Source organism: Phyllobacterium sp. 21LDTY02-6 (genome assembly GCF_023554255.2).
GTDB lineage: Bacteria > Pseudomonadota > Alphaproteobacteria > Rhizobiales > Rhizobiaceae > Phyllobacterium.
Window position 1 is genome coordinate 387,729 of record NZ_JAMJWD020000005.1, and the last position, 24,381, is coordinate 412,109.

A 24,381-nucleotide genomic window follows, 5' to 3' on the forward strand; every position below is an offset into this window, starting at 1 on the left:
TGGCTTGCCTAAATCGGCTGGAACTCTGACACTTTCTGCTCCTCCGGCAATACAAGGAAAAAGGGCACTGTTACCTTAAGTGCAGACTCTATCACAGTCGCCAGCGCGTTTCGCCCATTGCAGCCGGTACTGTCTGCATGACCGGATATCAGACTCACGACCTTCGGACACCGTGCGCCGCAGATATGTTTCGGCAGGCCAAAGGCCTTTTTCTAGATGCTCGTATACCCCGCATCTGCTGTCACGATCGAACCGGTCATGAGGCTCGAAGCATCGGAAGCAAGGAATTGAACGATCGATGCGATTTCATCCGGCTGTCCCATCCGTCCAGCGGGTGTGAGATCAAGCCATCGATCGACGAGGCCGCTCTGGGTTTCCAGGTTCTGAAGCAGTGGCGTCTCGATATAGGTGGGCGCGACGGCGTTCACTCGCACGCCGCGCTTGGCCCATTCGACCGCAAGCGACCGTGTCAGGTGATGAACGCCTGCCTTTGACGCATTATAGTGGCATTGCGGCTGCGGTACGTTGACGATCTCGGCGGACATCGAGCCAATATTGATGATAGAACCTTTGCCGTTTTCGAGCATGCGCCGGCCGAAGGCCCGGCACGTGCGGAAGACACCGCTGAGGTTGACTTCAATGACGCGATCCCATTGCTCGTCCGTCATCTCTTCGGCCGCCACATTGCTGACAATTCCGGCATTGCACACCAGAATATCCAATGGAGGCAATGAATCGGCCAACGCATTCAGCTGCTGACTGTTTGTGACGTCCAGCTCGCGGGCCTTGGCCATATCGCCGATGGCCCTCGCTGTATTCTCGGCTCGACCAAGGACGATGTCAGTGCAGATCACCGTGGCGCCCGTTTCGGCGAGTGCCTGTGCGCAGGCAGCACCGATTCCCTGCCCGCTGCCGGTTACCAGGGCCAGCCGTCCACTCAAGTCCATTTTCGAACGATATGTCATCTTACTCTATTGATCCGAACGTTGTTGGATTGATGAAAGATCATGGGATGGCAGCAACGCGTTTGCCGCTTCGCGTACTCCTCCACTTTATGCGTAGTAAAACTATTTAAATGACGCTCATCTCGTCAAGAGCAAATAGGGAGAGCTTTCGGAGAAATGTGCATTTTCGCGGCAGTTCTCGGCAATCAGTATCAGGAAACTCGGGAGCAATGGGCTATTTTCCTTAACAAAAGCAGCATGATGAGGCAAAAGAGGCGCCGTCGTTGAAAATTCCTGATTGCATGATTTCAACAATTGTGTTTCAGGTAGTTATGCTAGTTTCAAACATCAGTCGGGCACGTCGCGTCCGGCGACAAGGAAACATGTGGAGGACTATATGCCTGCAGTCAAACTGTCGCAAATCAGCGGCAAGCTGTTTATCGGCGGCCAGTTTGTCGAAGGACGCGGCGGACGCATCGACGTCATAAACCCTGCACGGGGCGAAATGATCGGTCAGATTGCAGCCACGACAGCCGAAGAGGTCGATGCCGCTGTTGAAAGTGCTCGCGCGGCTTTCAGGGTTTGGTCTCGTGTCCCGGCAAAAGTGCGAGCCAACGCTTTGCACGCCCTTGGCGAGCTGATTGCTGCCGATGTGCTGAATATGGCGCAGATCATGACGAGCGAGCAGGGCAAGCCGCTGAACGAGGCAAAAGGTGAAATCCTCAAGCTTGCGGAAGCCTGCCACTTCTATGGCGAGGAAGCTGTACGCGTTTTCGGCGAAATCGTACCGAATGACCAGAATGGTTATCAAAGCCAGGTAGTGCGCGAGCCGATCGGTGTCGTTGGAGCGATCACGCCTTGGAACTATCCGGCGGAGCTCGTCGGGTGGAAACTTTGCGCCAGCCTTGCTGCCGGATGCAGCATTATCATAAAGCCGGCAGAACTTACGCCTTTTACCGCACTGGCCATCGCTGAAAAGGTGAGCGAAGCCGGGATTCCAGCCGGTGTCGTCAACGTATTGACGGGGAAGGGCTCGATCGTTGGTCAGGCACTCGTGGAACATTCAGGTGTCGACAAGATCGCCTTCACTGGTTCCAGCGCTGTCGGACTGCATATTCAGCGCTCCTGCCCGAGCGTCAAGCGCCTGTCGCTGGAACTCGGTGGAAACTGCCCGATGATCGTCACGAAAAGCGCTGATATCGATGCGGCGGTGAAAGGCGCGACGCGCAGGTCCTTCCGCAACATGGGGCAGATCTGCATCGCAATAAATCGCATCTACGTCGCACGCCCGATCTACGAGACGTTTCTCGATGGATTTGCCAAGGCTGCCGATGCCCTTACAATCGGTGACGGCCTCGACAACCCCGCCGCGGACCTTGGTTCGATGGCCTCCCGCGATCCGCTGGCTAAAACGCGCGACCATCTTGATGATGCCCTGGTCAAGGGCGCCCGCCTCGTTGCAGGTGGCAATGCACCACAAGGCCCGGAGTTCGAAAAGGGCTTCTTTTTCAGACCGACGATCGTCGCCGACTGTACGCAGGACATGAAGGTCATGAGCGAAGAAACGTTCGGACCTCTCGTTGGGGTCGCGCCGTTCGACTCATTGGAGGAGGCTGCCTCACGCGCAAACGATACGCCCTACGGTCTTGCTTCCTACGTGTATGCCCGCGATCTGGAGGAAATCTATCAGCTTTCAGCCGAACTCGACTATGGTAACGTCGCCATCAACAATGTCGACGCCGGCATTATGAATGCACCTTACGGTGGTCGCAAGCAGAGCGGCATCGGCTATGAACACGGCCGGGAAGGGTTGCTGGAATACTTCAATTTCAAGCACGTGCGCCTCTTTCACGGCGTCGGGGCGTGAGCCATGACGACCGCTTTGTTGGGCATCGATATCGGAACTTCCGGCTGCAAGGCGCTGCTGCTGTCCGTGGACGGCGACGTCCTGGCGACGGGCACTGCAACCTACGGCCTTTCTCAGCCGCGCGCCGGCTGGACCGAACAGGACCCGTCCCTTTGGGTCGAGGGCACTCGCAAGGCCGTAGCCCAAGTTATGGACCAGCGCCGGGATGTGAAACTGGCCTGCATCGGGCTGTCCGGCCAGATGCACGGCCTGACGCCGCTCGACAAAGACAAGAAGGTTCTTCGCCCTGCAATCCTCTGGAACGATCAGCGGAATGCGGCTGAGGCAGCAGAAATTACTCGCAAGGCAGGAGGCATCGAGGCGCTCATCGGGCGAACGGGAAACCGGATGTTGGTTGGCTATACAGGCGGAAAAATTGTCTGGATGAGCAGGCACGAACCGGAACTCTTCGCGCGGCTGCGCCATGTCCTGAACCCGAAGGATTACCTGCGTTTCATGCTGACGGGGGAACTGGCGACGGAGGTGTCCGACGCATCAGGGACCGGCCTGTTCGACGTGAAGAACCGCGTCTGGGCCACCGACTTGATTGAAATGCTCGGTATTGATCCTTCACTTTTGCCGATCTGCCATGAATCGCATGAGATTTCCGGGCAAGTCAGCGCATCGGGTGCGGCGTTGTTCGGACTGCCAGCCGGTATTCCGGTGGTAGGAGGGGGCGGGGACAGCGTGATCCAAACGATCGGTTCCGGCGTCATCGCTCCTGGCGATTTGCAAACCACGATAGGAACTGCCGGCATCCTCGCGGCAGCGCTCGATGCTCCGTCGCCGAGCCCTGATGGCCGCATCCAGATGTTTTGCAACGTCGCGCCTTCAAAGTGGCACGCCATGGGGGTTTCGCTGAATGCCGGCGGCGCGATGGGCTGGTTCCGATCTGTCCTTGCACAAGCTGGCCGCGGCGACGAGTTGTCGTTCGAGGCCATCTGCGACGCAGCGTCCGAGAGCCCTGCAGGCGCGCGGGGCTTGCTGTTCCTGCCCTATCTCAATGGCGAGCGTTGCCCGCATCCCGACCCGGTGGCGCGCGGGGCCTTTGTCGGCCTGACCGCGCGGCATACGCTCGGTGATATGGGCCGCAGCGTCATGGAGGGTGTGGTACACGCGTTTTATGACATGCACGCGTTGATGAAGCTGATGGGGATCGAGGGAAAAGTAATCAAGGCGTCTGGAGGCGGGGCTAAATCCCGGTTGTGGCGCCAGATACAGGCGGACATGTTTGACTGCGATGTCGTAACCACTGAAGGCGCCGCTGAAGGTGCTGCATTCGGCGCGGCCCTGGTCGCAGGCGTCGGGGTTGCCGCCTGGAAGGATGCGACCGAGGCCGCCGGGACGATCCGGGCGCTGACACGGGAACGTGCCAATGATTCCGCACGTGATGTTTATCGCAAGGGGCACAGAATTTATAGCGATCTCTACCCGGCACTTCGCGCGAGCTTTTCCGCGTTGGCCGATCCTGCTTTTGCTGACTGACGAAATTACTGCGGAAACCGCGAGGACCTGGCAGCTATGACCAACTATTCGGCTTTGATATTTGACCTGGACGGTACGCTGATCGACAGCGCTCCCGACATCGCCGCTGCGGTCAATGTCTACATGGCGGCCAACGGCTTGCCGGAACTCGAAGTGGATTATGTGGAGAAATTCATCGGCAACGGGCCGCGCCGTTTGTTATGGGACATTTTCGTCGACCAAGGCATACCCGTCGACGATACGACCGTCGATGCGGCCGTCAAAAGCTATATTGCGAATTACGAACGGGACCCAGCCAGTCGGACGCGCTTCTTCAGCAATGTTCACGAGGACCTGCAAAGTCTTCATGAAGCCGGCTTTCGCCTCGGTATCTGCACGAACAAACCGCATGCGCTGACACAGCAAATTCTCCAAATTCTCGGACTCGACAATATTATTGAAGTTGCGCTCGGTGCCGATGCTGTTCCCGCTTGCAAACCCGATCCGCGTCACCTTCTGGCCGTGGCTGACCGCATGGGCGTGAACAAGGGAAGCTGGGCCTATGTCGGAGACACGAATGTCGACAAGGCAACGGCGGATGCCATCAAGGCGACATTCTTCGTGGTGCCGTGGGGTGGCGGCGCCGGTGTCGATGTTGAGCCCAGGCAGCGTCTGACACGCATTTCCGACCTTATGGCGTACCGCCCATCGACAACTCAAGAGTCTGCCGTTGGCAGGGGGCGGATCGCATGACGGTAAGCTTGCTGCAGCGCATTTACCAGGAAATGGACAAGATGGGCGCTGCCGAACAGCGCATCGCAACGTTCGTGAATACATCGCCCGGCGACGTTATCCATATGAGTATGGCAAAACTGGCCGAAAGCTGTTCCGTCAGCGATCCCACGATCATGCGCTTTTGCCGTAGGTTCGGCTACGGAGGCTACCAAGACTTCAAGCTCAAACTCGCCCAGAGTCTGGTTCCCTCCGCGCCCTTTGCTTACGAGCAGATCATTCCGAATGACGGCATTGATAATATTGTGCGTAAAACGTGCCGCAATTCGCTGAATGCAATACAGCGTGCAATGGAAGATCTGGTCCCACAGCAGATCGAGAGCGCGGCGCTCTTGCTGCGCGATGCGGCATGGACCGGAATTTATGCAAGCGGCATATCCGAGGTGACGGCAATTGACGCCGAACACAAATTCCAGCGGCTCGGCATGCGTTGCGCGGCGATTCTTGGCCGGAACAAACAGTGGATGCATGCTGAAAGCGCGCGCCCGAGCGAGGTTGCGCTTATCTTTTCGCAATCGGGCCATACGAAGCAGATGGTGGAACTCGCGATCGCGGCGCGAGCGGGCGGAGCCCGCGTTGTCTCGGTCACAGCTGCGCAAAGCCCGCTGGCCCACGTGACCGACGCTCTGATTGCGGTCCTTCCCTATGATCAGACGGAACTCATGACGCCGCTTGCCTCGCGCCTGAACCACCACCTCGTCATCAACATGCTCGTTACAGCTATCGCCGTCTCGAGCGGCAGCGAATTCCCGGACCAGCTACCGGCACTCGATTCGTGGCTGACCGACAAGATTTGAATTCACTCGTCATCAAGGAATAGAAATGTCCGACCAGCAGAATGAAGCCAAGAAAGTAGCGGGCCGCAGGGTCATTGAAGAGTTCGTCCACGACGGCATGAAGCTGGGGCTGGGATCCGGCACGACTTCCCACTTCTTCGTTCGTGAACTCGGCAAGCATGTTGCCAATGGCATGAAGCTGACCTGTACGACCACGTCCCGGTCGACCATTGATGTTGCACGCGAAGTTGGCATTGCCATTACTGACCCAAACGACATTGGCGAACTGGACCTGACGATCGACGGACCTGACGAAATTGACCGTCAGTTCAACATGATCAAGGGCGGCGGCGCTTGTCTTCTATGGGAAAAGATCATTGCGCACGCGTCCAAACGGATGATCACGATCTGCGATGAAACGAAGATCGTTGATAGCCTCGGGGCGTTTCCATTGCCGGTTGAAGTGGTGCAGTTTGCATGGAAGCAGAGCGAAAGGATGATTGCGCGCGTGCTAGCCGAGCATGGCATCCAGGCAAGCATCGATCGACGCATGCGTGATGGTCAACCTGTGGTGACCGACAGCGGCAATTTTATTCTGGATTGCAAATGTGGAGTGATTTCAAATCCCAGGTCTCTCGAGATCGCGCTCAACCAGATCCCCGGTGTGGTTGAGAATGGTCTTTTCACCCGCGAATCCGCAGGAATGGTCGTCGGCTGCTTGGACGGATCGTCCTATGTAAAAATGCGAGAAATGTAGTAAAACTTCAGGTCGACCTTAGCGCATTTCCCGACACCACCGGTACCCACCTAGCCAAACCGCTGGACATCTAGGCATTTTCAGTCGAAAGGCGTCGTTTTTAAGCGGAGGAGTTAGCGTGTGAGCGGAAGTGACTTGACACTGACGGGCAAAATGTAGTGAAACTATATCAAGAAAACAGGGAGGTTGAAACGTGGGAAATGATTTCAGAGTGAACCGTCGCCAGGTCCTGGCGACAGGGCTTGCATTGGGTGTGAGTGCGACAGCGGGGCGCATGGCGTATGCGCAAGACCGGGTGTTCCTGCCGTTCAGCAATAAAAGCCTCGACTACTATTTTTTCGTCATCGAGGAAGAAGCCGTCAAGCGCGCCGTTGAGGGCCGGAAATGGGCTTTCCAGGCGACCAATGCGAACTTCGACAATACCAAGCAACTGGAGCAGTGGCAGAGCCTGATGCTCTCACAGCCCGCCGCCATGGTTGCTGATCCGATCGATAGTCAGGCGATCGTCAGTGCCATCCGCCGCTACAATCAGAAGAAAATCCCGGTAGCCATCATAGATACGCCGGCCGATGGCGGCGACGTTGCCATCACTGTCAGCTTTGACAATCATCTCGGGGGTGTCATGGCGGCACGCGAGATCATAGATCGTCTGACGAAGAAACATGGCGCCGCGCGTGGCAAGGTGCTGAATTGCTTTGGCTCCCTGGCGAGCGTCGCGTGGCGTCAGCGCAAGGAAGGCATGGACGAAGAATTCGCCAAGTATCCTGATATTACCTATATCACCCGTCCGACCGAAGGTCAGCTCGACCTGATGTTATCCGTTACCTTGGCCACACTGTCCGAGCATCCGGATCTCGATGCCGTTCACGCGCCAAGCGACTCTCCCGCTCGCGGTATCGCCACGGCCCTTCAGCAGAAGGGGCGCTGGAAGAAGGTCGGAGAAGAAGGCCACGTAATCTTCGTGACGATCGACGGTGAGCCCGTTGCGGTGAAGCTGCTGCAGGAAGGCTACATGGATGCCTGCGTTTCGCAGGATCCGATCGCCTATGGCGAGATCGCTGTCGAGATGCTCGAGAAGCATTCCATGAAGGGCGAGGCGGTTCCGACCGGCACCTATGAAAACAAGAAGTATTTCTGGGAGAAGGGCGAAATCGTCGCGGGCACTACCGGCCCGACGCTGATCATTCCGCCATTCATCATCAATGGCGAAAACGCCTCTGACAAGCGCCACTGGGGCTATGTCGCTGAAAAGGAATGGGGCGTTCCTTACACGTGATATTCGGCGGTTGCCTGGCCGCTCCGTTTTGGCGGCCGGGTTACCGTATCGAACGGTAGGAGATGTAGGGAGGAGACCGAATTGAGAGTCGAAACGACCAAACACAGGACAATGGGCGCTGCAGCGAGCACTGCGCCTGACGCCGAGTTCGTCTTGCGTGTCGAAAATGTAAGCAAGGTGTACGGCCTCTTCTATGCACTCCGCTCCGTCAGTCTCAATATTCGCCGCAGCAGCATTCATGGCCTGCTCGGCGAAAACGGTGCAGGGAAAAGCACGCTGGTCGGGATTATCTCCGGCCAGAGAGCTCCCAGCAGCGGCGCCATTTACCTGGATGGCATCAATGTAGCCGACGCCGACGTGCGCGCCATGGAGCAGGCTGGTGTGTTCCTCGTCACGCAGGAGCCCATGATCATTGATCACATGTCGGCCGCGGAAAACCTCATGCTCGGTATCTGGCCAGCAAAAGGCGGCTTCGTACGCTGGAGCAAGCTGAAAGCGGACGCCGCGCGCATGCTCAAAGATTCGGGTATAGACCCTGACATTAACGCCGGTAGGCTCAATGCCGTTGCGCGCCGCAAGCTCAACATTCTGCGTGCTATGTTCTCAGGCGGCAAGGTCATCATTTTGGACGAACCAACGGCTGCTTTGACCGTTCCGGATCGCCGTCAGCTTTTCGATTTCATGCGTCAGCTGAAGAATGACGGCGTTACATTCATTTTCATTTCCCACTACAACGACGAAATCCTCGAAATTTGCGATGCCGTATCGGTCTTGCGCGACGGTTCTCTTGCCGGTGGCAGCGAGGACATTGGGTCGATGACGTCGGCGCAACTTTCGGAACTTGTGCTTGGACGTGGTCTGGTTTTGTTCCAGCGAGAGCGGCGGAGCTTCGAAGCCGAACCTGTGGCCGTTAGTTTACACAACGTCGTTGCGGACGATGTCGATCTTGACCGTCTTGATATCAGGAAGGGAGAAATCGTCGGCTTCACTGGACTTCCCGGTGCTGGTGCGAAGGAGCTTGCCAAGGCCATCTTCGGCCTGAATCGTTCAAGATCCGGAAGCATCAGCTTCGAGGGGAAGGCCGGGCAGGGGTTGCCGAACCATCCGCAGGCAGCCTTCGACAACGGTATCGCCTATCTCTCGGACGACCGACGCAGGGACGGTGTCGTGGGACATCTTTCCATCGCTGAGAATATTGCTCTTTCGTCGCTCCAGCGCCGCGCGCTGTTCGGCTTCATACAGCGCGGCGAGGAAGCGAATCTCTGTGACGGCTATTTTTCCAGCATGGGGATCAAGGCGCCAAACGCTGCTGCCGTTGTGAACACGCTCAGCGGCGGCAATCAGCAGAAGGTTTGCCTGGGCCGTGTGCTGGCGACGGAGCCGCGGCTTCTGATACTTGACGAACCAACAAGAGGCATCGACGTCGGCGTCAAGCAGGACGTGCTTCGCATTATCGATGCATTGAGCAAGACCGGCGTCAGCGTCATCATCGTCTCGACCGATACGGACGAGCTGGTGCGCTCCGTCGATCGCGTCTGCGTATTTCGAAACGGCGCCATCTACGAAACCCTAACTGGCGATGACATTACAACCGAAAGTTTGCGCCGCCTCGCGCAGGTGTGATCAAGCAACGGTAGAGGAACAAGAAATGAGCACTGTCACGACCACATCCATACCGAAAGAAGCAGCCGCCGAGAAAAATGCGGGGATGCACAAGATGATCGGCTGGATTCTGCATAACGTGGTCTGGATATGGTTGGTAGCACTTGTCATCGGCTTCGGCATGTTCAACGAATTTTTCCTGACCGTGCTGAACATGCAGAACATCACCGTGCAGGCGACAGTTCTCGGCATGCTTGGACTCGCCGTTGCCTTGCCCCTGCTGGTAGCCGAGATCGATCTTTCGATCCCGGCAAATTTGGGCTTTTCGTCTGCGATCGGTGCACTTGCCTACTCGGACCTGGGAATGCCCTGGTTCCTGGCAATGCTGGTTGGTGTGGGCGTCGCCACACTAGTCGGTTTCTTTAACGGGCTTTGCATCACCAAACTGCGCATGGTGTCGCTGATCCAGACACTGTCGATGATGATCATTCTACAGGGTGCGCTGCTCGCGCTGACGCAAGGCAAGACGTTAACTAACCTTTCCGACGGTTACGTCTGGATTGGCCAGGCTACGACGTTGGGCGGATGGCCGCTGATGCCGTTGATCCTGGTGATCGCACTTGCAGTTGTTGGCATCATGTTGCGCATGACAATTCTCGGCCGGTCGATCTATGCAGTGGGCGGCAATCCGCTTGCCTCGAACTCGGCCGGCATACGCGTCAACCGCATCAAGATCATCACCTATACGATCGCCGGTTTCCTGGCGGGCGTGGCCGGCTTTCTCCTCGCATCCTGGCAAATGGCGATAACGTCCAACCAGGGTTCGAGCTATCTGCTCTACGCAATCGCCGCGCCCATCATCGGCGGTGTGAGTGTGTTTGGCGGACGCGGCAATGTTGTGGGCATTCTCGGTGGCGTGCTTCTTCTGACCGTGATCCAGGTTGGTCTCGCGATTACCAATGTGCCATCCTTCTATGTCGGCATGATCGGCGGCTTCATGATCTTCATCGCCGTGGCCATCGACGCCATCCGAGTACGTTACTTCGCCTGATACTCTCCCAAGCCAAATTGCGGAGCCGACCGTTGCGCACCTTCTGAAGGTCAATGGCGGACCGACCAATAGACCGAGCTGAGCACATGAACGATTTTCTTGAGCAACTTCGCGCTGTCGTCGGCCGCCGGCATGTCTTGACGGGCGATGCTGAGACGCGTCGGTTCCGGCTGGGCTATCGCTACGGAGGCGGCGACGCGCTGGCGGTTATCCGACCAGGAACGCTGGTGGAAATGTGGCGCGTCCTTCAGGCTTGCCACAAGGCAAAAATGATCATCATCTTCCAGGCTGCCAATACCGGCCTGACGGGCGGATCGACCCCAGCCACCGAAGGTTACGATCGGCCCGTCGTCATCATCAGCACGCTGCGGCTTCGTCGGCTCGATCTATTGAAAGATGGTGCCCAAATTGTCTCGCAACCGGGCGTCACCCTCGATCAGCTTGAAAAGAGATTGCGTCCTATCGGGCGGGAGCCCCACTCGGTCATCGGTTCAAGTTGCATAGGTGCGTCGGTAGTCGGCGGTATCTGCAACAATTCAGGCGGTTCTCTCATAAGGCGCGGACCGGCGTTCACGCAATTTGCCCTGTTCGCCAGAATTGATGCTGCCGGAGAACTCAAACTGGTGAACAATCTGGGTATTGAATTGGGCGCCACGCCAGAAACTATCCTGGCCAGGCTCGACGAGGGGAGGATTTCTGACTCGGATATCGTCATGTCGGATCTCCATGCTTCGGATCATGAATATTGCAACCACGTGCGTGACATCTCGGCGAATACACCGGCGCGCTTCAACGCTGACCCGCGGCGGTTGTATGAAGCATCGGGTTCTGCCGGCAAAATCGCCGTGTTCGCGGTGCGGCTCGATACGTTTGCAACTGACGAGAAGAGTCAGGTTTTCTACATTGGAAGCAACGACCCCTCTGAACTCGAGGCAATCCGGCGGGACATCCTAAGCGGTTTCAACTCGCTTCCTATCGCGGGCGAATATATGCATCGCTCCGCCTATGATGCCAGCAAGCGCTATGGCAAGGACCTGTTTCTGTTCATCCAGGCTTTCGGTACGGACAAGGTTCCGCTCGCCTTTGCGCTGAAAAGCCGTTTCGACGGGGTCAGCGAAAAGCTTGGCCTGGGTGGAGCGGTGAGCGACCGGATTCTGCAGTTCATCTCCGATGTGCTCCCAAATCACCTACCCCGACGTCTCAATGAATATCGCGACCGATACGAACATCACCTTCTGCTGAAAATGGGCAATGACGGCATCGATGAGGCCCGCAGCTACCTTGCATCTCGTTTTCCATCGCAACAGAGCGGCTATTTTGAGTGCACCCAAAAAGAGGGGCAGGCGGCTTTCCTGAATCGCTTCGCGGTTGGCGGCTCGATCGTACGCTACCGTGCCGTGCATCCAAGGACAGTCGAAGACATAGTCGCGCTCGATGTCGCACTTCCACGCAACACCATCGACTGGTTCGAAAACTTGCCACCCGAAATCACGCAGAAGATCGACTTTACCATGTATTGCGGGCATTTTTTCTGCCACGTCCTGCATCAGGAGTATCTCGTCAAGAAGGGCGAAGATTGTGACGCGGTCAAGGATACGATCCTGTCGCTGCTCAAGGCGCGCGGCGCCGAATATCCGGCCGAGCACAATGTGGGCCACCAATATGAAGCGACCGACAGTCTAAAGAGTTTCTATCGCCAGCTTGATCCAACCAATTCGTTCAATCCTGGGATCGGCAAGACTTCGCTGCGGCTCGATTGGAAAGATCCCAGCGAACGCTGACCCGGACAACAGAATCTTGCCTTCTGGGTTGACACGCCCCTCCTTTGAACAAGGTAGCGGCATGCCCCCCGCCCCGATAAATGGGGAGCTCATAAGGAATGCGTGTGCAGAGGACCGGGAGCAAGTTCATCCGGCAGTTCCGGAATTTGCTAGGTGTATTCGTCATCCGGACGCACAGGGCGCCCTGTGCCGAGCAGGCGTGAGTGTTCTACGAGGTAGTCGATAAAGCACCTGACGCGCGTCGGCGTGTGCGTGCCACCGACGAACACCGCATGGATTTCTTCGACGTCTCCGGGATTGAAATCCTCGAGAAGCGGCACGAGCTGCCCCGATCGGATCGCATCCTCCACCGTCTGGGTTCCGACACGCGTGATACCGACGCCGTCGGCGGCAAGTTGTCCTAGCGTCTCGCCGTTGTTTGCCTCCACGCTGCCTTTGATGGTCAGTGGATAGTCGCGCCCGTCTTTCCGAAACGGCCACGTCGGAGCAGCACGCTTGAAGTTGAAACCAAGGCAGTCGTGGCCATGCAGGTCCTCCGGCACTCTCGGTATGCCCCGACGCGCAAGGTATTCTGGAGAAGCGACAATCACTTTGCGAGTTTCGCCGAGCTTTCGCGCCGTCAGTGGCCCGTCTGCAAGCGGCCCAAAACGGATACCGACGTCCGCCTGCCCGGCAGCGATATCCACGACCGCGTCGGTAAGGTTGACGTCGAGCATGATGTCGGGATAACGCCGAATGAACTCGCCAAGGAGCGGAACCAGTGACAGCCTCCCAAACTGTATAGATGTTGTCACCCGCAGGCGCCCGCGCGGAGAACTCCGGTCCGAAATCATTTGCTCGGTTTCCCTGAGGTCCGCAAGGATTCTACGGGCAGCAGACAGATATGCCATGCCTTCCGGGGTGATCGTCAGCAGACGGGTGGTCCTCAGCAACAGGCGAACGCCGAGCCTTGCTTCGATGCGATCGACGATCCTCGCGATTGAAGAGGGCGCAAGACCAATGCGGCGGCCAGCAGCGGAAAAACTTCCCGCAGCGGCGACAAGCGTAAACACCTCGAGATCATCGATTACTTCCATCCCGGCCATTTGTGCGTCCTGTGCAAAAGTGTTTGATAGAAAAAAGGCTTACACACGGCGGAAAAAATGTCCATCTTTGCATCTGACAGGTCAATGGAAATTACTTGCCCGCTGGGCTTTCCCGTCGGGCAATTGATTGAAGCGGAAAATACGATGATCTCGCCCTTTACGATCCACATACCCGATGAACGATTGTCGGCCATCCGCACGAAGGTCGAGGCGTATGACTGGTCCCAGCTTACCGATGCAGGCGGCTGGTCGGCCGGCGTCGGGGTGAATGACCTCAAGCGCCTGGTGGCTTACTGGCTCGACACATATGAATGGCGCGAGGTCGAACAGCGTCTTAATCAACTTCCCAATTTCAAAACCAATGTCGAGGGCGAAGGGATACATTTCCTGCACGCCAGGGGCGACGGAACGAGGCCACCCCTCCTTCTCCTGCATGGGTGGCCGGGCTCCTACCTCGAATTCGAACGGCTTATCGATCCGCTCGTCGCGGACGGTCATGACGTCGTCGTTCCGTCCCTGCCTGGATTCGCATTCTCGCAGCCGATCACCGGCGTCATCGGACCGCGACGGGCAGCCGAACTAATGCATGTACTAATGACACGGCTGTTTCCGAGTCGCCGATACGTCGTCCAGGGAGGAGATTGGGGAGCAGGGATCGCGAGTTGGATGGCCTACAGCCAACCGGACGCACTGCTCGGTTTTCATCTAAACATGGTCAGCGTCATTGCCAAGGACGCTGAACCGACGACTCCAGACGAGAAGGACCTGTTCAGGAGGCGCGCTGAAATACTCGACTGGGAGACAGGCTACAATCACGAGCAGGAAACCCGCCCGCAGACGCTGGGGGCAGCGCTCGCCGACAGCCCGGTCGGCACCGCGGGGTGGATACTGGAAAAGTTTGGCAAGTGGGCCGACCTGGGCACGACGACAAACGGCAGTCCGGATATCTGGACCAAGTTCTCGGAAGATGAACTGCTCACAAACATCATGCTCTACCTGGCACCGTCCTCTGTCGTCACGTCGACCTGGATCTATCACGGCAAACGACTGGAAGGATCGCAGACCTTTCCAGAGGGTACGCGCATCAAGGTCCCGACGGGCGTAGCGGCGTTTCCCGATCCAGTATTCCTTCCACCGCCGAGGTCGTTCGCCGAGAAGACCTATAATATCGTTCATTGGAGCGACATGCAGAAGGGTGGCCATTTCGCGTCGCTCGAGCAACCGGAGTTGCTGCTTGGGGACCTGCGCGCCTTCATCGCCAAGATTGAGGGCGGCAGGCGTTGAGGGCGACAGAAATGACTTCGACACGGACCGCGAATACCGAGACCTTGTCCGTCGCCTACCTCGAATATGGCGTGGCTGACGGATGGCCGGTGGTCCTTTTGCATGCGCGTTTGATGACGTCGCACCGATATTGGCGCAGGCCGGGGCGGCGCGGGTACACCGCGTCGCTGACGCGGCTCACAACGTGCCGCAGGAGCGGCCCGAGGATTTCGCGAGCGTTGTCATCAGGGTCCGAGAGCAGATCACTTGAAGCAAGGGAAAAACCAAGATGACGATTGCACTTGCCGATTTGTACCAAGAATATATCGACTGTCTCAATACTCAGGACTGGGACAGCCTTGGAAAATATGTCGGCACTGAAGTTGCCTATAATGGAGAGACGGTCGGTCTTGCGGCCTACCGACAGGCCCGGATGAGGGAATTTCGCGAGATCCCCGACCTGCATTTCAAGGTGAGCATTCTGGTGTGCGATCAGAATACGTTGGCAAGCCGCCTCGAATTTGACATCAGTCCAAGCGGGGAGTTCCTCGGCCTTCCCGTCAACGGCAAGCGCGTGAAGTTTTGCGAAAACGTCTTCTATGAATATGAAGGCGGAAAGATAGTCAGAGTATGGTCAGTGCTCGACAAAGCGGCGATCGAGGCCCAGCTTTCCTAGTCGAGCGCTCTGAAGGATACGAACCAGGGCGCTGTTGTTTGGCGGCAGGAATCGGCACCTGGAGCATGTCACTTGGGGTCGCCGGCGCGCCCGGGTTGGGCCGACGAACAAGCCCGCTGCCTGTCGGGTTGACCGGCACTGTAACCTTAGCTTGCCGGCTATTTTGATGACCGACAATGCTTCAATCGCGTGCGGCAAAAAATCAGGCTCCCATAGCTATCGACGTCCATGCATCGAGATACTCCCAAAACGGCACGAACTCCATTGGCTCACCCGGATCGGTCATGATGAGCATGCAAACAGGATCAGGCCGGCTCGACTGATCCTGGCGCAAATCAAGATAGAGATAACCGCCACCGCCATTCGAGAAGACTAAAAGAATGTCTTCCAGCCGACTCATATTCTTGGCCTTTCCATACCATGGATAATCGACATAGTCGTCGATGCTTTCTGCGAGCGTGGCCATCTCCGATAGTGGCAAAAAGCCGCCTGCAAGCGACGCATCAAACAGCCCGTCAAAATGTTCTGTATAGAAGTCTACGAAACTACGCGGGGCATTGCGTACGAACAGCGGATATTTTTCGGCCGCCTTTTGCTTCGTTACAGGGGCTTTTGAAATATAGCTATATAATTTCTCGTCGTCTTCAACGATCTTATTGAGGACTCTCAATATCCCCTTGGATGCATCCGAGTACAGAAAGGCCTCTCGAACTGTTGAGAGAAGCCTAGTGTGAGTCTCCGGCATCAAATCGGCTAAGGGGCTGATATCATTCGAAACGTTTGCTAGCCGGATAGGCATTTCCGAGTTCGTATATGCCTTCCACGCGTTGGGCACGCCTGACTCATCGCTAAAAGGTGCCACATGCGAGCTTCCGGTAAAGTATTCGATATCCTCAGTGTACACCGCTATTCGTCCCGGTATATTACTTCCTTGTTGTCAACTTTATATTTCTTTTTCAAACGGTTATCTATCTTCTGACGAGGATCGATCGCGTCCGTTCAGATCAGTCCGCGCTTCATGGCGAGCGCAGCAGCATGAGCCTTGTTCGCCGCTGCCATTTTCCTCATTGCCTTCTGCAGATGGTATTCGACCGTCGGTTTGCTGCGGCCGATGATCTGCGCGATCTCCCAGGCCGTCTTGCCCAGCGAGGTCCATTTCAGACAGACCCGTTCGTGCTCGGTGAGCAATACATCGGGAGGTGTATCTTCCCGTCCAAACGTCAGGCTATATGCATGGACGAAGGGCGCGACCGTCATCAGACCTTGGTAGATGGAGCTCGAGGGATCGGCCAGTTCTGGCAGGCTTTCTCTGTTCGCCACGCTGAATAGTCCGAATTCGCCCTGCGGCCCATGGACGGGGATGGTGAAGCCTTCGCCGATGCGGTGGTCGCGGGCCTCGATGAACAAGCGCCGTTCATTGCCCGATAGGCCGTTCAGATACTCCCTGCTTCCCCACCTGAACGGCAGCACGGCCCGGCTCCCCTGCGTCATCACAGGATCGATATGATGATAGGATTCCTGCCGGTAGAGCCGCTGCCAGCTCGGCGGGTAGTTGGTGATGACCAACCCTTCGGAGCCGCCGCTCCACGAGGGCATGGTGGCGTAGGAGAAATACTCGAAGCCCATGGCCTCAACGAATTCCGAAAGGTAGAGTTCGGCGGCGGTTTCGGCTCCGGCGACATGGCCGGTCAGGCCGGCAATCAGGGAGTGGACCGCCCCTTGCTGTGAAGATAGAGTATGAACGTCTTTCACCTGTGCCTTTCCTCACCTTGATGAGTCGCCCCACGGACTATCACATTCAATAGTATGCGAATTGCATCACTGCGTATAGCATCAGCGGGTGATCCATCAAGCTGGCCGGCGAAGCCGCCATTGTTTGCCGACGAGGTAGATTCTTGAGCACCAATTCCGCTCGTGCCGTCGAAATCCTGGAGCGACTGGTTGCCTTCAACACTGTCAGCCATCGTTCCAATCTGGAGCTGATCCACTATGTCCGCGACTATCTCGGCAGTCACGGCATCAGTTCGACCATCATTCCCGACGCCTCGGGCCAGAAGGCGAATATCTTCGCCACTATCGGCGATCCCGCACAGGCTGGCTACGTCCTGAGCGGCCACACGGACGTCGTTCCAGTCGAGGGACAGGAGTGGCAGCGCGATCCTTTCAAGCTCACCCGCGAAGGCGGACGGCTCTACGGTCGCGGAACCACCGACATGAAGGGCTTTGTCGCCTGCGCGCTGGCGATGGCGCCAGCGTTGAAGACCGCGGGGCTGCGGACGCCCATCCATCTGGCCTTTTCCTATGACGAGGAAGTCGGCTGCCTTGGCGTCCACGGTCTGGTCGATCATTTGAACAAAGCCGTCGCCAGGCCTCGCGCCGTTTTCGTCGGCGAGCCGACCGCGATGCGCGTGGTGGACAGCCACAAGGGCAGCTGTGGCATGCTGACCAAGGTCACCGGCTTTGCTGCTCATTCCTCGCGCGTCGACCTTGGTACCAATGCTATATTCGCGGCAGCAACGATCATCGAGGAACTGCATCGCTGCGCCGACCAGCTGGCGAGTGAGCCCGAGCCCGGTTCCCGCTTCGTGGTGCCGTACAGCTCGGTCAGTGTCGGCGTCATCAATGGCGGTACAGCGCGCAACACCGTCGCCGGCGACTGTTCGTTCCAATGGGATATACGTGCAACCCGCCTCGGCCTGACCGAGGAAGTGCAGGATCGCATCGCCGCCTTCGTCGATAGCTCGGTGCTGCCCGGCATGCGCGCACGCTACAAGGACGCGCGGGTGGACACCAGCGTGGCATACGACGTCCCCCCGCTTGTCGCGGCTCCCGGTTCGGAAGCGGAAGCCCTGGCCAAACGGTTCGCAGGCACGAACGAAACCATGGTCGTCGACTACGGGTCCGAAGCCGGCATTTTCCAGAAGGCCGGCATGGCCACGGTGCTTTGCGGCCCGGGACAGGATTCGGAAGCCCACATCACCGATGAATGGATCGCCGTCGAGCAGATCGATCGCTGCATGCGGTTCCTCGAAGCGCTGGCGGACCATGCCCGTGCCGGCTGACCTCTGAACCTGGACGGAGAAATGTATGATGGCAAAGCTTTATGACGGCCCGATCGTGGATGCCCATCATCACCTGTGGGACCTTTCCATGGGCAAGCACCCATGGCTGACGCCCTCGGATTCGGCGGTCCCGCTTCCCGGCCTAGAGAACCTGATGCATAACTATCTCGTCGCCGATTATCTGCGCGACAGCGCAAGCCACGATGTCGTCGCCACCGTGCACATCGAAGCACTGTGGGATGCCGCCGATCCGGTTGGTGAGACGCGCTGGCTGGAAGCGCTGGACAAGTCCAGTTCGGTGGCCGCCCGCTACATTGCGGGCGCGGCGCTGGGCACTCCGGCGGCGGCAAGTCTGATCACCGCGCAGGCCGCTTATGACCGCGTGATCGGTGTGCGCGGCATTCTCAGCTTCCATCCGCACGAGCCTGCGAAGTCCTTTGTTTCGCGGCCTGATCTAGCCTATGACGCGGATTGGCGACGCGACGTTGGCCTAGTCCATGATGCTGGGTTGCATCTCGAACTCATGATGTATCCCTACCAGGCCGATGCCGTCTTTGACCTGGCCGGGGCCTTTCCTGATTTGCGGCTGGTTATCAACCACTGCGGCAGCCCGATCGACCGCGACGAAGCCGGAATGCAGCGGTGGCGCGACGGCCTGAAGCGGATCGCCGAACGACCGAACGTGCTTTTGAAAATCTCCAATCCCGGGGCCTACGATCCCGAATGGACCTTCGAAAGCGTCGAAGGCGTTGTGCTCGACTGCATTGCGGCATTCGGACCGCAGCGCTGCATGTTCGGCACTGACTATCCCGTTGCCCGCCTGCAGATGAATTTTTCCGACATCTACGACAACTTCAAGCGATCGGTCGCCCATCTGCCATCTGCCGATCAGCGGGCACTTTTTCATGACAATGCCGTGCGGGTCTACCGCCTCTGACAAGGGCGCATGAGGATGTGATAGGGTTGCATCGCTGTCTCAGCTGCTGCGTTGTCCACATTGAAGGCTCGTTACGCGAAGCTCCATCATGCGGCGGATAATGTCGACCGCGAAGACAACCATGCACCCGGCAGCGTCGTTTCAACATCAGAATGCTTGACACCCCACGTGCGATTGGACAACCCCATCACATCCTGTGGTTCAAATGCAGTTCATTTTCAGGCTATAGTTGTTGATTGCGACCTGCTCGCAATCTTTCCCCCATCGATCAAAGGAGAACACCGGAATAATGACGGAAACGCTGGAAGCATTCCTCGCCGCCTATCCGTGGATTTACACACTGATTGCTTTATCCGTATTGGTCCTTGCAGCCCTTTTTGCCAATTTTGTCCTCAAAAAGATTTTGCTGCGCGTCGTTAATCGCTTCCTTGGCCGCACCGCCTACGGGCGTGACGAAGAGTTGCGCCGATATGGCGTCATCGAACGCCTCGCCAACATCATGCCCGCTTTCGTGATTGCCTCCGGTATCGCGCTCGTGCCGCATCTGCCGGCCGCCGCCGTGACAGTGGTGCGCAACGTGTCAAACGCCTTTATCATCCTGACGCTTGCAATGGCGCTGGCAGCAGCCCTGAACGTGGTGGACACCATTTACCATCGAAGGCCGGAAGCGAAGCTGAAGCCGATCAGGAGCTATATCCAGATTGTCAAAATCGCCATTTATGCGATTGCCGCAATCCTGATGATCGCAACCCTCATCGACCGTTCGCCGCTCATTCTCCTGTCCGGCTTGGGCGCAATGGCGGCGGTCCTCATTCTGGTGTTTCAGGATACCTTGCTGTCGTTGGTGGCAGGCATTCAGATTTCGTCCACCGACATGGTGCGCGTGGGCGACTGGATTGAAATGCCCGCCCTGAATGCGGACGGCGATGTGATTGAGATCGCGCTGCATACGGTTCGCGTCCAGAATTGGGACAAGACCATTACGACGATCCCCATTCGCAAACTGGTAACGGAATCATTCAAGAACTGGCGCGGGATGCAGGAAGCAGGCGGGCGGCGCATCAAGCGCTCGATCTATCTCGACCAGACCAGCATTCGTTTCCTGACACAGGAAGAAATCGAAAAGCTGGGTCGTTTCCGCCTTCTGGAAAATTACCTGCAACGTAAGCAGGAAGAATTGAAGGAATGGAACGGCAAGCTGGGTGACAAGGGAAGCATCACCGCCAATACCCGCCGCATCACAAATATGGGCACGTTCCGCGCCTATGTGGAAGCCTATGTGCGGGCGCACTCGCAGATTCACCAGAACATGACGATTCTGGTGCGCCAGCTTCAGCCGGGACCGGAGGGGCTGCCGTTGGAGATCTATTGCTTCACGAAAACCATTGCGTGGAGCGATTACGAGGCGATCCAGTCCGACATTTTTGACCACCTGTTTGCGCTGCTGCCGGAATTCGGCCTGTCGGTGTTCCAGAACCCAAGCGGCGCGGATTTCAAGGCATGGCAGGTGGAACGGCCTGCCTTGCCCGCTCCGTCGCAGGGGATCGAAGCGTAACAGGCCCTACCAAATCGGTCGGTCACAAAGTCGCCTTTTTACAGGGGGCGGCTTTATATGACGCTGTCAGAGTTACGGCAAACGCCGCCGACGGCACCCTTCTATCGTGGTTCCGCCACAAGTCCCTTCACCAGCGCCACGCAGGCACCGAGAAGGACAATCGCGAACGGAAACCCCGTAGAAACGGCCATGGCCTGCAATGCAGCCAAGCCACCACCCAAAAGCAGGGCGATAGCCAGGAGTCCCTCGAAAGTGGCCCAGAATACGCGCTGCGGAGTGGGCGCATTTATCTTGCCGCCCGCGCTGATCGTGTCGATTACAAGGGAACCGGAATCGGATGAAGTCACGAAGAACACGACGACAAGAATGATGCCTATCAGCGACGTGATGGACGTAAGCGGCAATCCTGCCAGCATTTGGAACAGTTGCAGTTCAAGCGCCGCCGATTGTACCGCAGTCATACCCTGATCGACCACTTGGCTGATGGCAGTACCGCCAAGCGCTGTCATCCAAAGCGTTGACACGATGGAAGGTATGAGAAGCACGGCAATCACGAATTCGCGCACCGTACGGCCACGGCTGACGCGGGCGATGAACATTCCCACGAAAGGTGACCAGCTTATCCACCATGCCCAATAAAAGGCCGTCCAGCCATGGCGGAAATTATGATCCGTTCGCCCGACCGGATTGGACAGAGCCGGGAGATATTCCACATAAGCGAGCAGGTTCTTAAAGAAGCCCGTGAAAATCTGTTGCGTCGGGCCAACAAGAATAATGAAAACGAGAAGCAGGAGGGCCAGCGCCATATTGATTTCGGAAAGACGCTTGACCCCTTTATCCATCCCCGCAACGACTGATGCGGTCGCAATCGCGGTAATGATAATAATCAGGATCACCATTTCGCCTTGGCTAGACGGAATATTGAATAGAAATTCCAGTCCGGCGCTCGCTTGCTGCGCGCCGATTCCGAGCGATGTGGACAATCCGAATATCGTAGCGAAGACGGCTAGAATGTCGATGATATGTCCCGGCCAACCCCAAACCCTTTCGCCGAAGATCGGGTAGAAGACAGAGCGCAAGGTCAAGGGCAATCCCTTGTTGAAGGTAAAGAGCGCCAGAGAAAGTGCGACAATGGCGTAGATGGCCCAAGGGTGCAGCGCCCAATGGAATATGGTCGCCGCCATCGCCAGACGCCGCGCCCCTTCTGCATCGCCAGCCATGCCATTCAAGGGCGACCAATCCGTGCGCAGGCCGTCAGGGCCTGTTACCGGCCCTTGCATGGCGGCGGTAAAATTACCGAGCGGCTCTGACACGCCATAAAACATCAGCCCGATGCCCATGCCAGCGGCAAACAGCATCGAGAACCACGACACATAGCCATAGTCCGGTGTGGCTCCAGGCCCGCCAAGGCGAATTTTACCTAATGGAAGCACGATCAGGGCAATGCAGAGCAAAACAAACACATTGCCCGCAGCAAGAAAGAACCAGTCGAGATTGGATGTCAGGAAATCTCGCAATTCCGCGAAAAATGAACCAAGCGTGTTCTGGAAGGCGAGTGTAAGAATCGTGAATGCAACGATACCAATGGCCGATACACTGAATACAATATTGTGAATATCGAGTTCAAAAACGAACCGACGCCGATAATTAATGTTGTCCTGACCGATTTCATAGTCAGTATCGATGATCTGGGTTGCGCCTTCCGGCTGAGGAATTGCCTCTGGATTGATTTCGTCTTGCACACTTGTTTCTGTCAATAATCCGCCCTCGGTCCCTCATGTTTTTGGCATTGCTGCCGGATTGAGATGGTGAGCTGCGCGACAATCTAGAGATTGCGTTGAACGGCAGCATGAATCCTTGAGAAACTAAAGAATTTTTCCAGAAGGCTCAACTGTGTGAGGAATTTCAAGTGGGACGGCTGATTGCCGCGAAGCACTTCACTTGATTCCGGTCCTTTCGCAGCGGGAATCACGGCAGAGCCGAGGAAGGTTGTGGTGCAATTTTTAGAATTGACGCGGTCTGCGAGCTTCTTGACGGAATTCACGCGACGGTTGCCTCGAATTGCTCTTTCAGTGTCGGGGCGCGATTGAAGGCAAAACGCCCTTGGCGCTGATCTGAACCTGTGGGTTCTATTTCAAATGCAACGGCGGGTAGGGCAGGCTATTCCGGCAGCGATACAATTTCAACAAGCTGCTCCCTGAACACTTCCGTTGGTGTCCTGTAGCCGAGACACTTTCGGGGTGTCGTGTTCAGCCGCTCGCAGATCGATCGCACGCATCGATGGGAAAGGGACAGGAGATCGGTGTCGCGCGGCAGATAGCGTCTCACTCGTTTGTTCATATTCTCTACAGAGCCTTTCTGCCAGGCTCGCGCCATGTCGTTCGCCGTTACACAATAGTATCCGTTGAGATCCGGTATCTGCGCATCGATGAAACGATTGCGCTTGAGCTCGCGGAAAATCGTCGAACGATGACGACCAAGCTTCTCGGCAATGATATCGACATTGACACCGGCTGTTCGCCAGCGCGCAATCTTGCGCCGTTCATCCATGTCAATCTGGGAGTAGGTGCGCTCCATGACGGGTTCCTTGCAAGTGATAAGCCATTGTTATCTATCGCAAGTCGCACTTCATCCTTGAACCCACCGGGGGCGGCATCAAAGTCAGGTAAGATAGGTTATGGAACCACCTAGCCATCCGGTGGCTTCACCGGATGGCTAGTCGCAGATCAATAGATATCGAACGGAAAATACTTCGCTACGATTTTCTTGTATGTTCCGTTGGCTACGACGGCGTCGATCGCCTTGTTAAACTTGGCACGGAGTTCGTCGTCGCCCTTGCGTATGCCGATACCGGCCTCCGTTTCTGTTCCCGCAACATCTCCAAGCATCTTGCAGCATTCCTTGCCGGCATTGTTGAGCCAATCGGCTACCACGAACTTGTCGGAAATCAGTGCATCGATCCGGCCATTCTGCATGTCGGCAGCCGCTTCGTCCTGCGTTGGATAAAGTTTCACGTCCGCGCTGTTCTTGCCGTAACTGTCGGTCGCGTAATTGCCTTGCGTCGTGGATGCCTGTGCGCCGACGATCTTGCCCTTCATGTCTTCCACGGATACGCCGGCAAGCGTGCTGTCTTTGGGAACCACAACCGCAAGTGGTGTCGTGTAGTACTTGTTGGTGAAGTCGATCTGCTGCTTGCGCTCTTCCGTGATGCTCATGGACGCGACGATCGCATCGTATTTCTTGGCCATCAGGCCCGGAATGATGCCGTCCCAATCTTGCGCGACTATGGTGCACGTCGCTTTCATTTCCGCACACAGCGCATTGGCGATGTCGACGTCGAACCCCTCGAGCGTACCATCGGCTTTAAGGGAATTGAATGGCGGGTAAGCACCCTCGGTTGCGATGCGGATCTCCTGAGCGCCAGCACATGATGCAAAAGCGACAGCGGCCAAAG

At 57.0% G+C, this 24,381-nt stretch carries 21 protein-coding genes; 14 read left to right on the top strand and 7 right to left on the bottom strand.

Going from position 1 to position 24,381, the window contains the following annotated elements; genetic code table 11:
- Window positions 1-212: 212 nt before the first annotated feature.
- On the bottom strand, window positions 213-965 hold the full coding sequence (locus M8997_RS18475) for an SDR family NAD(P)-dependent oxidoreductase (RefSeq protein ID WP_250015798.1): 753 nt from the start codon (window positions 963-965) through the stop codon (window positions 213-215).
- A 376-nt stretch (window positions 966-1,341) separates the two neighbouring features.
- Between M8997_RS18475 and M8997_RS18480 the strand changes: the two genes are divergently transcribed.
- The 9 genes from M8997_RS18480 (at window position 1,342) to dld (ending at window position 12,349) form a co-directional block, all read left to right on the top strand.
- A complete protein-coding gene (locus M8997_RS18480) occupies window positions 1,342-2,811 on the top strand; it encodes an aldehyde dehydrogenase (protein ID WP_250015800.1) in 1,470 nt (489 codons plus the stop codon).
- A 3-nt stretch (window positions 2,812-2,814) separates the two neighbouring features.
- Window positions 2,815-4,335 (top strand): xylulokinase, encoded by a 1,521-nt coding sequence (gene xylB / locus M8997_RS18485; RefSeq protein WP_250015802.1) that lies wholly within the window; start codon window positions 2,815-2,817, stop codon window positions 4,333-4,335.
- Between the two features lie 36 nt (window positions 4,336-4,371).
- Window positions 4,372-5,067 (top strand): HAD-IA family hydrolase, encoded by a 696-nt coding sequence (locus tag M8997_RS18490; protein ID WP_250015804.1) that lies wholly within the window; start codon window positions 4,372-4,374, stop codon window positions 5,065-5,067.
- Window positions 5,064-5,903 carry a MurR/RpiR family transcriptional regulator gene (locus M8997_RS18495; protein WP_250015806.1) on the top strand — a complete coding sequence of 280 codons (840 nt, stop codon included), beginning with the start codon at window positions 5,064-5,066 and terminating at the stop codon, window positions 5,901-5,903. Before M8997_RS18490 ends, M8997_RS18495 begins: the two co-directional genes overlap by 4 nt.
- A 25-nt stretch (window positions 5,904-5,928) precedes the next feature.
- Window positions 5,929-6,639: a ribose 5-phosphate isomerase A gene (gene rpiA / locus M8997_RS18500; RefSeq protein ID WP_250015807.1), complete on the top strand. Its 711-nt coding sequence runs from the start codon at window positions 5,929-5,931 to the stop codon at window positions 6,637-6,639.
- 193 nt (window positions 6,640-6,832) lie between these two features.
- Window positions 6,833-7,915, top strand: coding sequence for a substrate-binding domain-containing protein (locus M8997_RS18505; protein WP_250015808.1), 1,083 nt, complete (start codon window positions 6,833-6,835; stop codon window positions 7,913-7,915).
- Window positions 7,916-7,996: 81 nt separating this feature from the next.
- Window positions 7,997-9,538, top strand: a complete 1,542-nt coding sequence (locus M8997_RS18510) for a sugar ABC transporter ATP-binding protein (protein ID WP_250015809.1) — start codon at window positions 7,997-7,999, stop codon at window positions 9,536-9,538.
- On the top strand, window positions 9,495-10,568 hold the full coding sequence (locus tag M8997_RS18515; RefSeq protein ID WP_250015810.1) for an ABC transporter permease: 1,074 nt from the start codon (window positions 9,495-9,497) through the stop codon (window positions 10,566-10,568). Before M8997_RS18510 ends, M8997_RS18515 begins: the two co-directional genes overlap by 44 nt.
- Window positions 10,569-10,654: 86 nt before the next feature.
- Window positions 10,655-12,349: a D-lactate dehydrogenase gene (gene dld / locus M8997_RS18520; RefSeq protein ID WP_250015811.1), complete on the top strand. Its 1,695-nt coding sequence runs from the start codon at window positions 10,655-10,657 to the stop codon at window positions 12,347-12,349.
- 149 nt (window positions 12,350-12,498) lie between these two features.
- Here dld and M8997_RS18525 read toward each other — a convergent pair whose 3' ends face one another.
- Window positions 12,499-13,434, bottom strand: a complete 936-nt coding sequence (locus tag M8997_RS18525) for a LysR substrate-binding domain-containing protein (RefSeq protein ID WP_250015812.1) — start codon at window positions 13,432-13,434, stop codon at window positions 12,499-12,501.
- Window positions 13,435-13,491: 57 nt separating this feature from the next.
- Between M8997_RS18525 and M8997_RS18530 the strand changes: the two genes are divergently transcribed.
- Together M8997_RS18530 and M8997_RS18535 are read left to right on the top strand one after the other, a co-directional pair.
- The gene (locus tag M8997_RS18530) at window positions 13,492-14,718 is read left to right on the top strand and encodes an epoxide hydrolase family protein (RefSeq protein ID WP_250015813.1); all 1,227 of its coding nucleotides are present in this window, start codon (window positions 13,492-13,494) and stop codon (window positions 14,716-14,718) included.
- Window positions 14,719-14,986: 268 nt separating this feature from the next.
- On the top strand, window positions 14,987-15,373 hold the full coding sequence (locus M8997_RS18535) for an ester cyclase (protein ID WP_250015815.1): 387 nt from the start codon (window positions 14,987-14,989) through the stop codon (window positions 15,371-15,373).
- 202 nt (window positions 15,374-15,575) lie between these two features.
- Here M8997_RS18535 and M8997_RS18540 read toward each other — a convergent pair whose 3' ends face one another.
- Window positions 15,576-16,277, bottom strand: a complete 702-nt coding sequence (locus tag M8997_RS18540) for an SMI1/KNR4 family protein (RefSeq protein WP_252597214.1) — start codon at window positions 16,275-16,277, stop codon at window positions 15,576-15,578.
- A 95-nt stretch (window positions 16,278-16,372) separates the two neighbouring features.
- Window positions 16,373-17,125 (bottom strand): autoinducer binding domain-containing protein, encoded by a 753-nt coding sequence (locus M8997_RS18545; protein WP_250015817.1) that lies wholly within the window; start codon window positions 17,123-17,125, stop codon window positions 16,373-16,375.
- A gap of 143 nt (window positions 17,126-17,268) precedes the next feature.
- Between M8997_RS18545 and argE the strand changes: the two genes are divergently transcribed.
- The 3 genes from argE to M8997_RS18560 all read left to right on the top strand — a co-directional run bounded on the left by argE (window position 17,269) and on the right by M8997_RS18560 (window position 20,927).
- Window positions 17,269-18,435: an acetylornithine deacetylase gene (gene argE, locus M8997_RS18550; RefSeq protein WP_250015818.1), complete on the top strand. Its 1,167-nt coding sequence runs from the start codon at window positions 17,269-17,271 to the stop codon at window positions 18,433-18,435.
- A gap of 28 nt (window positions 18,436-18,463) precedes the next feature.
- A complete protein-coding gene (locus M8997_RS18555) occupies window positions 18,464-19,372 on the top strand; it encodes an amidohydrolase (RefSeq protein ID WP_250015819.1) in 909 nt (302 codons plus the stop codon).
- A 289-nt stretch (window positions 19,373-19,661) separates the two neighbouring features.
- Entirely contained in the window at window positions 19,662-20,927 is a 1,266-nt protein-coding gene (locus M8997_RS18560) for a mechanosensitive ion channel family protein (RefSeq protein ID WP_250015820.1), read from the top strand.
- Between the two features lie 101 nt (window positions 20,928-21,028).
- Here M8997_RS18560 and M8997_RS18565 read toward each other — a convergent pair whose 3' ends face one another.
- From M8997_RS18565 to M8997_RS18580, 3 genes are all read right to left on the bottom strand, one after another.
- Entirely contained in the window at window positions 21,029-22,669 is a 1,641-nt protein-coding gene (locus tag M8997_RS18565; RefSeq protein ID WP_250015821.1) for a BCCT family transporter, read from the bottom strand.
- Between the two features lie 418 nt (window positions 22,670-23,087).
- A complete protein-coding gene (locus tag M8997_RS22305; protein ID WP_371929604.1) occupies window positions 23,088-23,504 on the bottom strand; it encodes a helix-turn-helix domain-containing protein in 417 nt (138 codons plus the stop codon).
- A 149-nt stretch (window positions 23,505-23,653) separates the two neighbouring features.
- Window positions 23,654-24,379 carry an ABC transporter substrate-binding protein gene (locus tag M8997_RS18580; RefSeq protein ID WP_252597215.1) on the bottom strand — a complete coding sequence of 242 codons (726 nt, stop codon included), beginning with the start codon at window positions 24,377-24,379 and terminating at the stop codon, window positions 23,654-23,656.
- Between the last annotated feature and the right edge of the window lie 2 nt (window positions 24,380-24,381).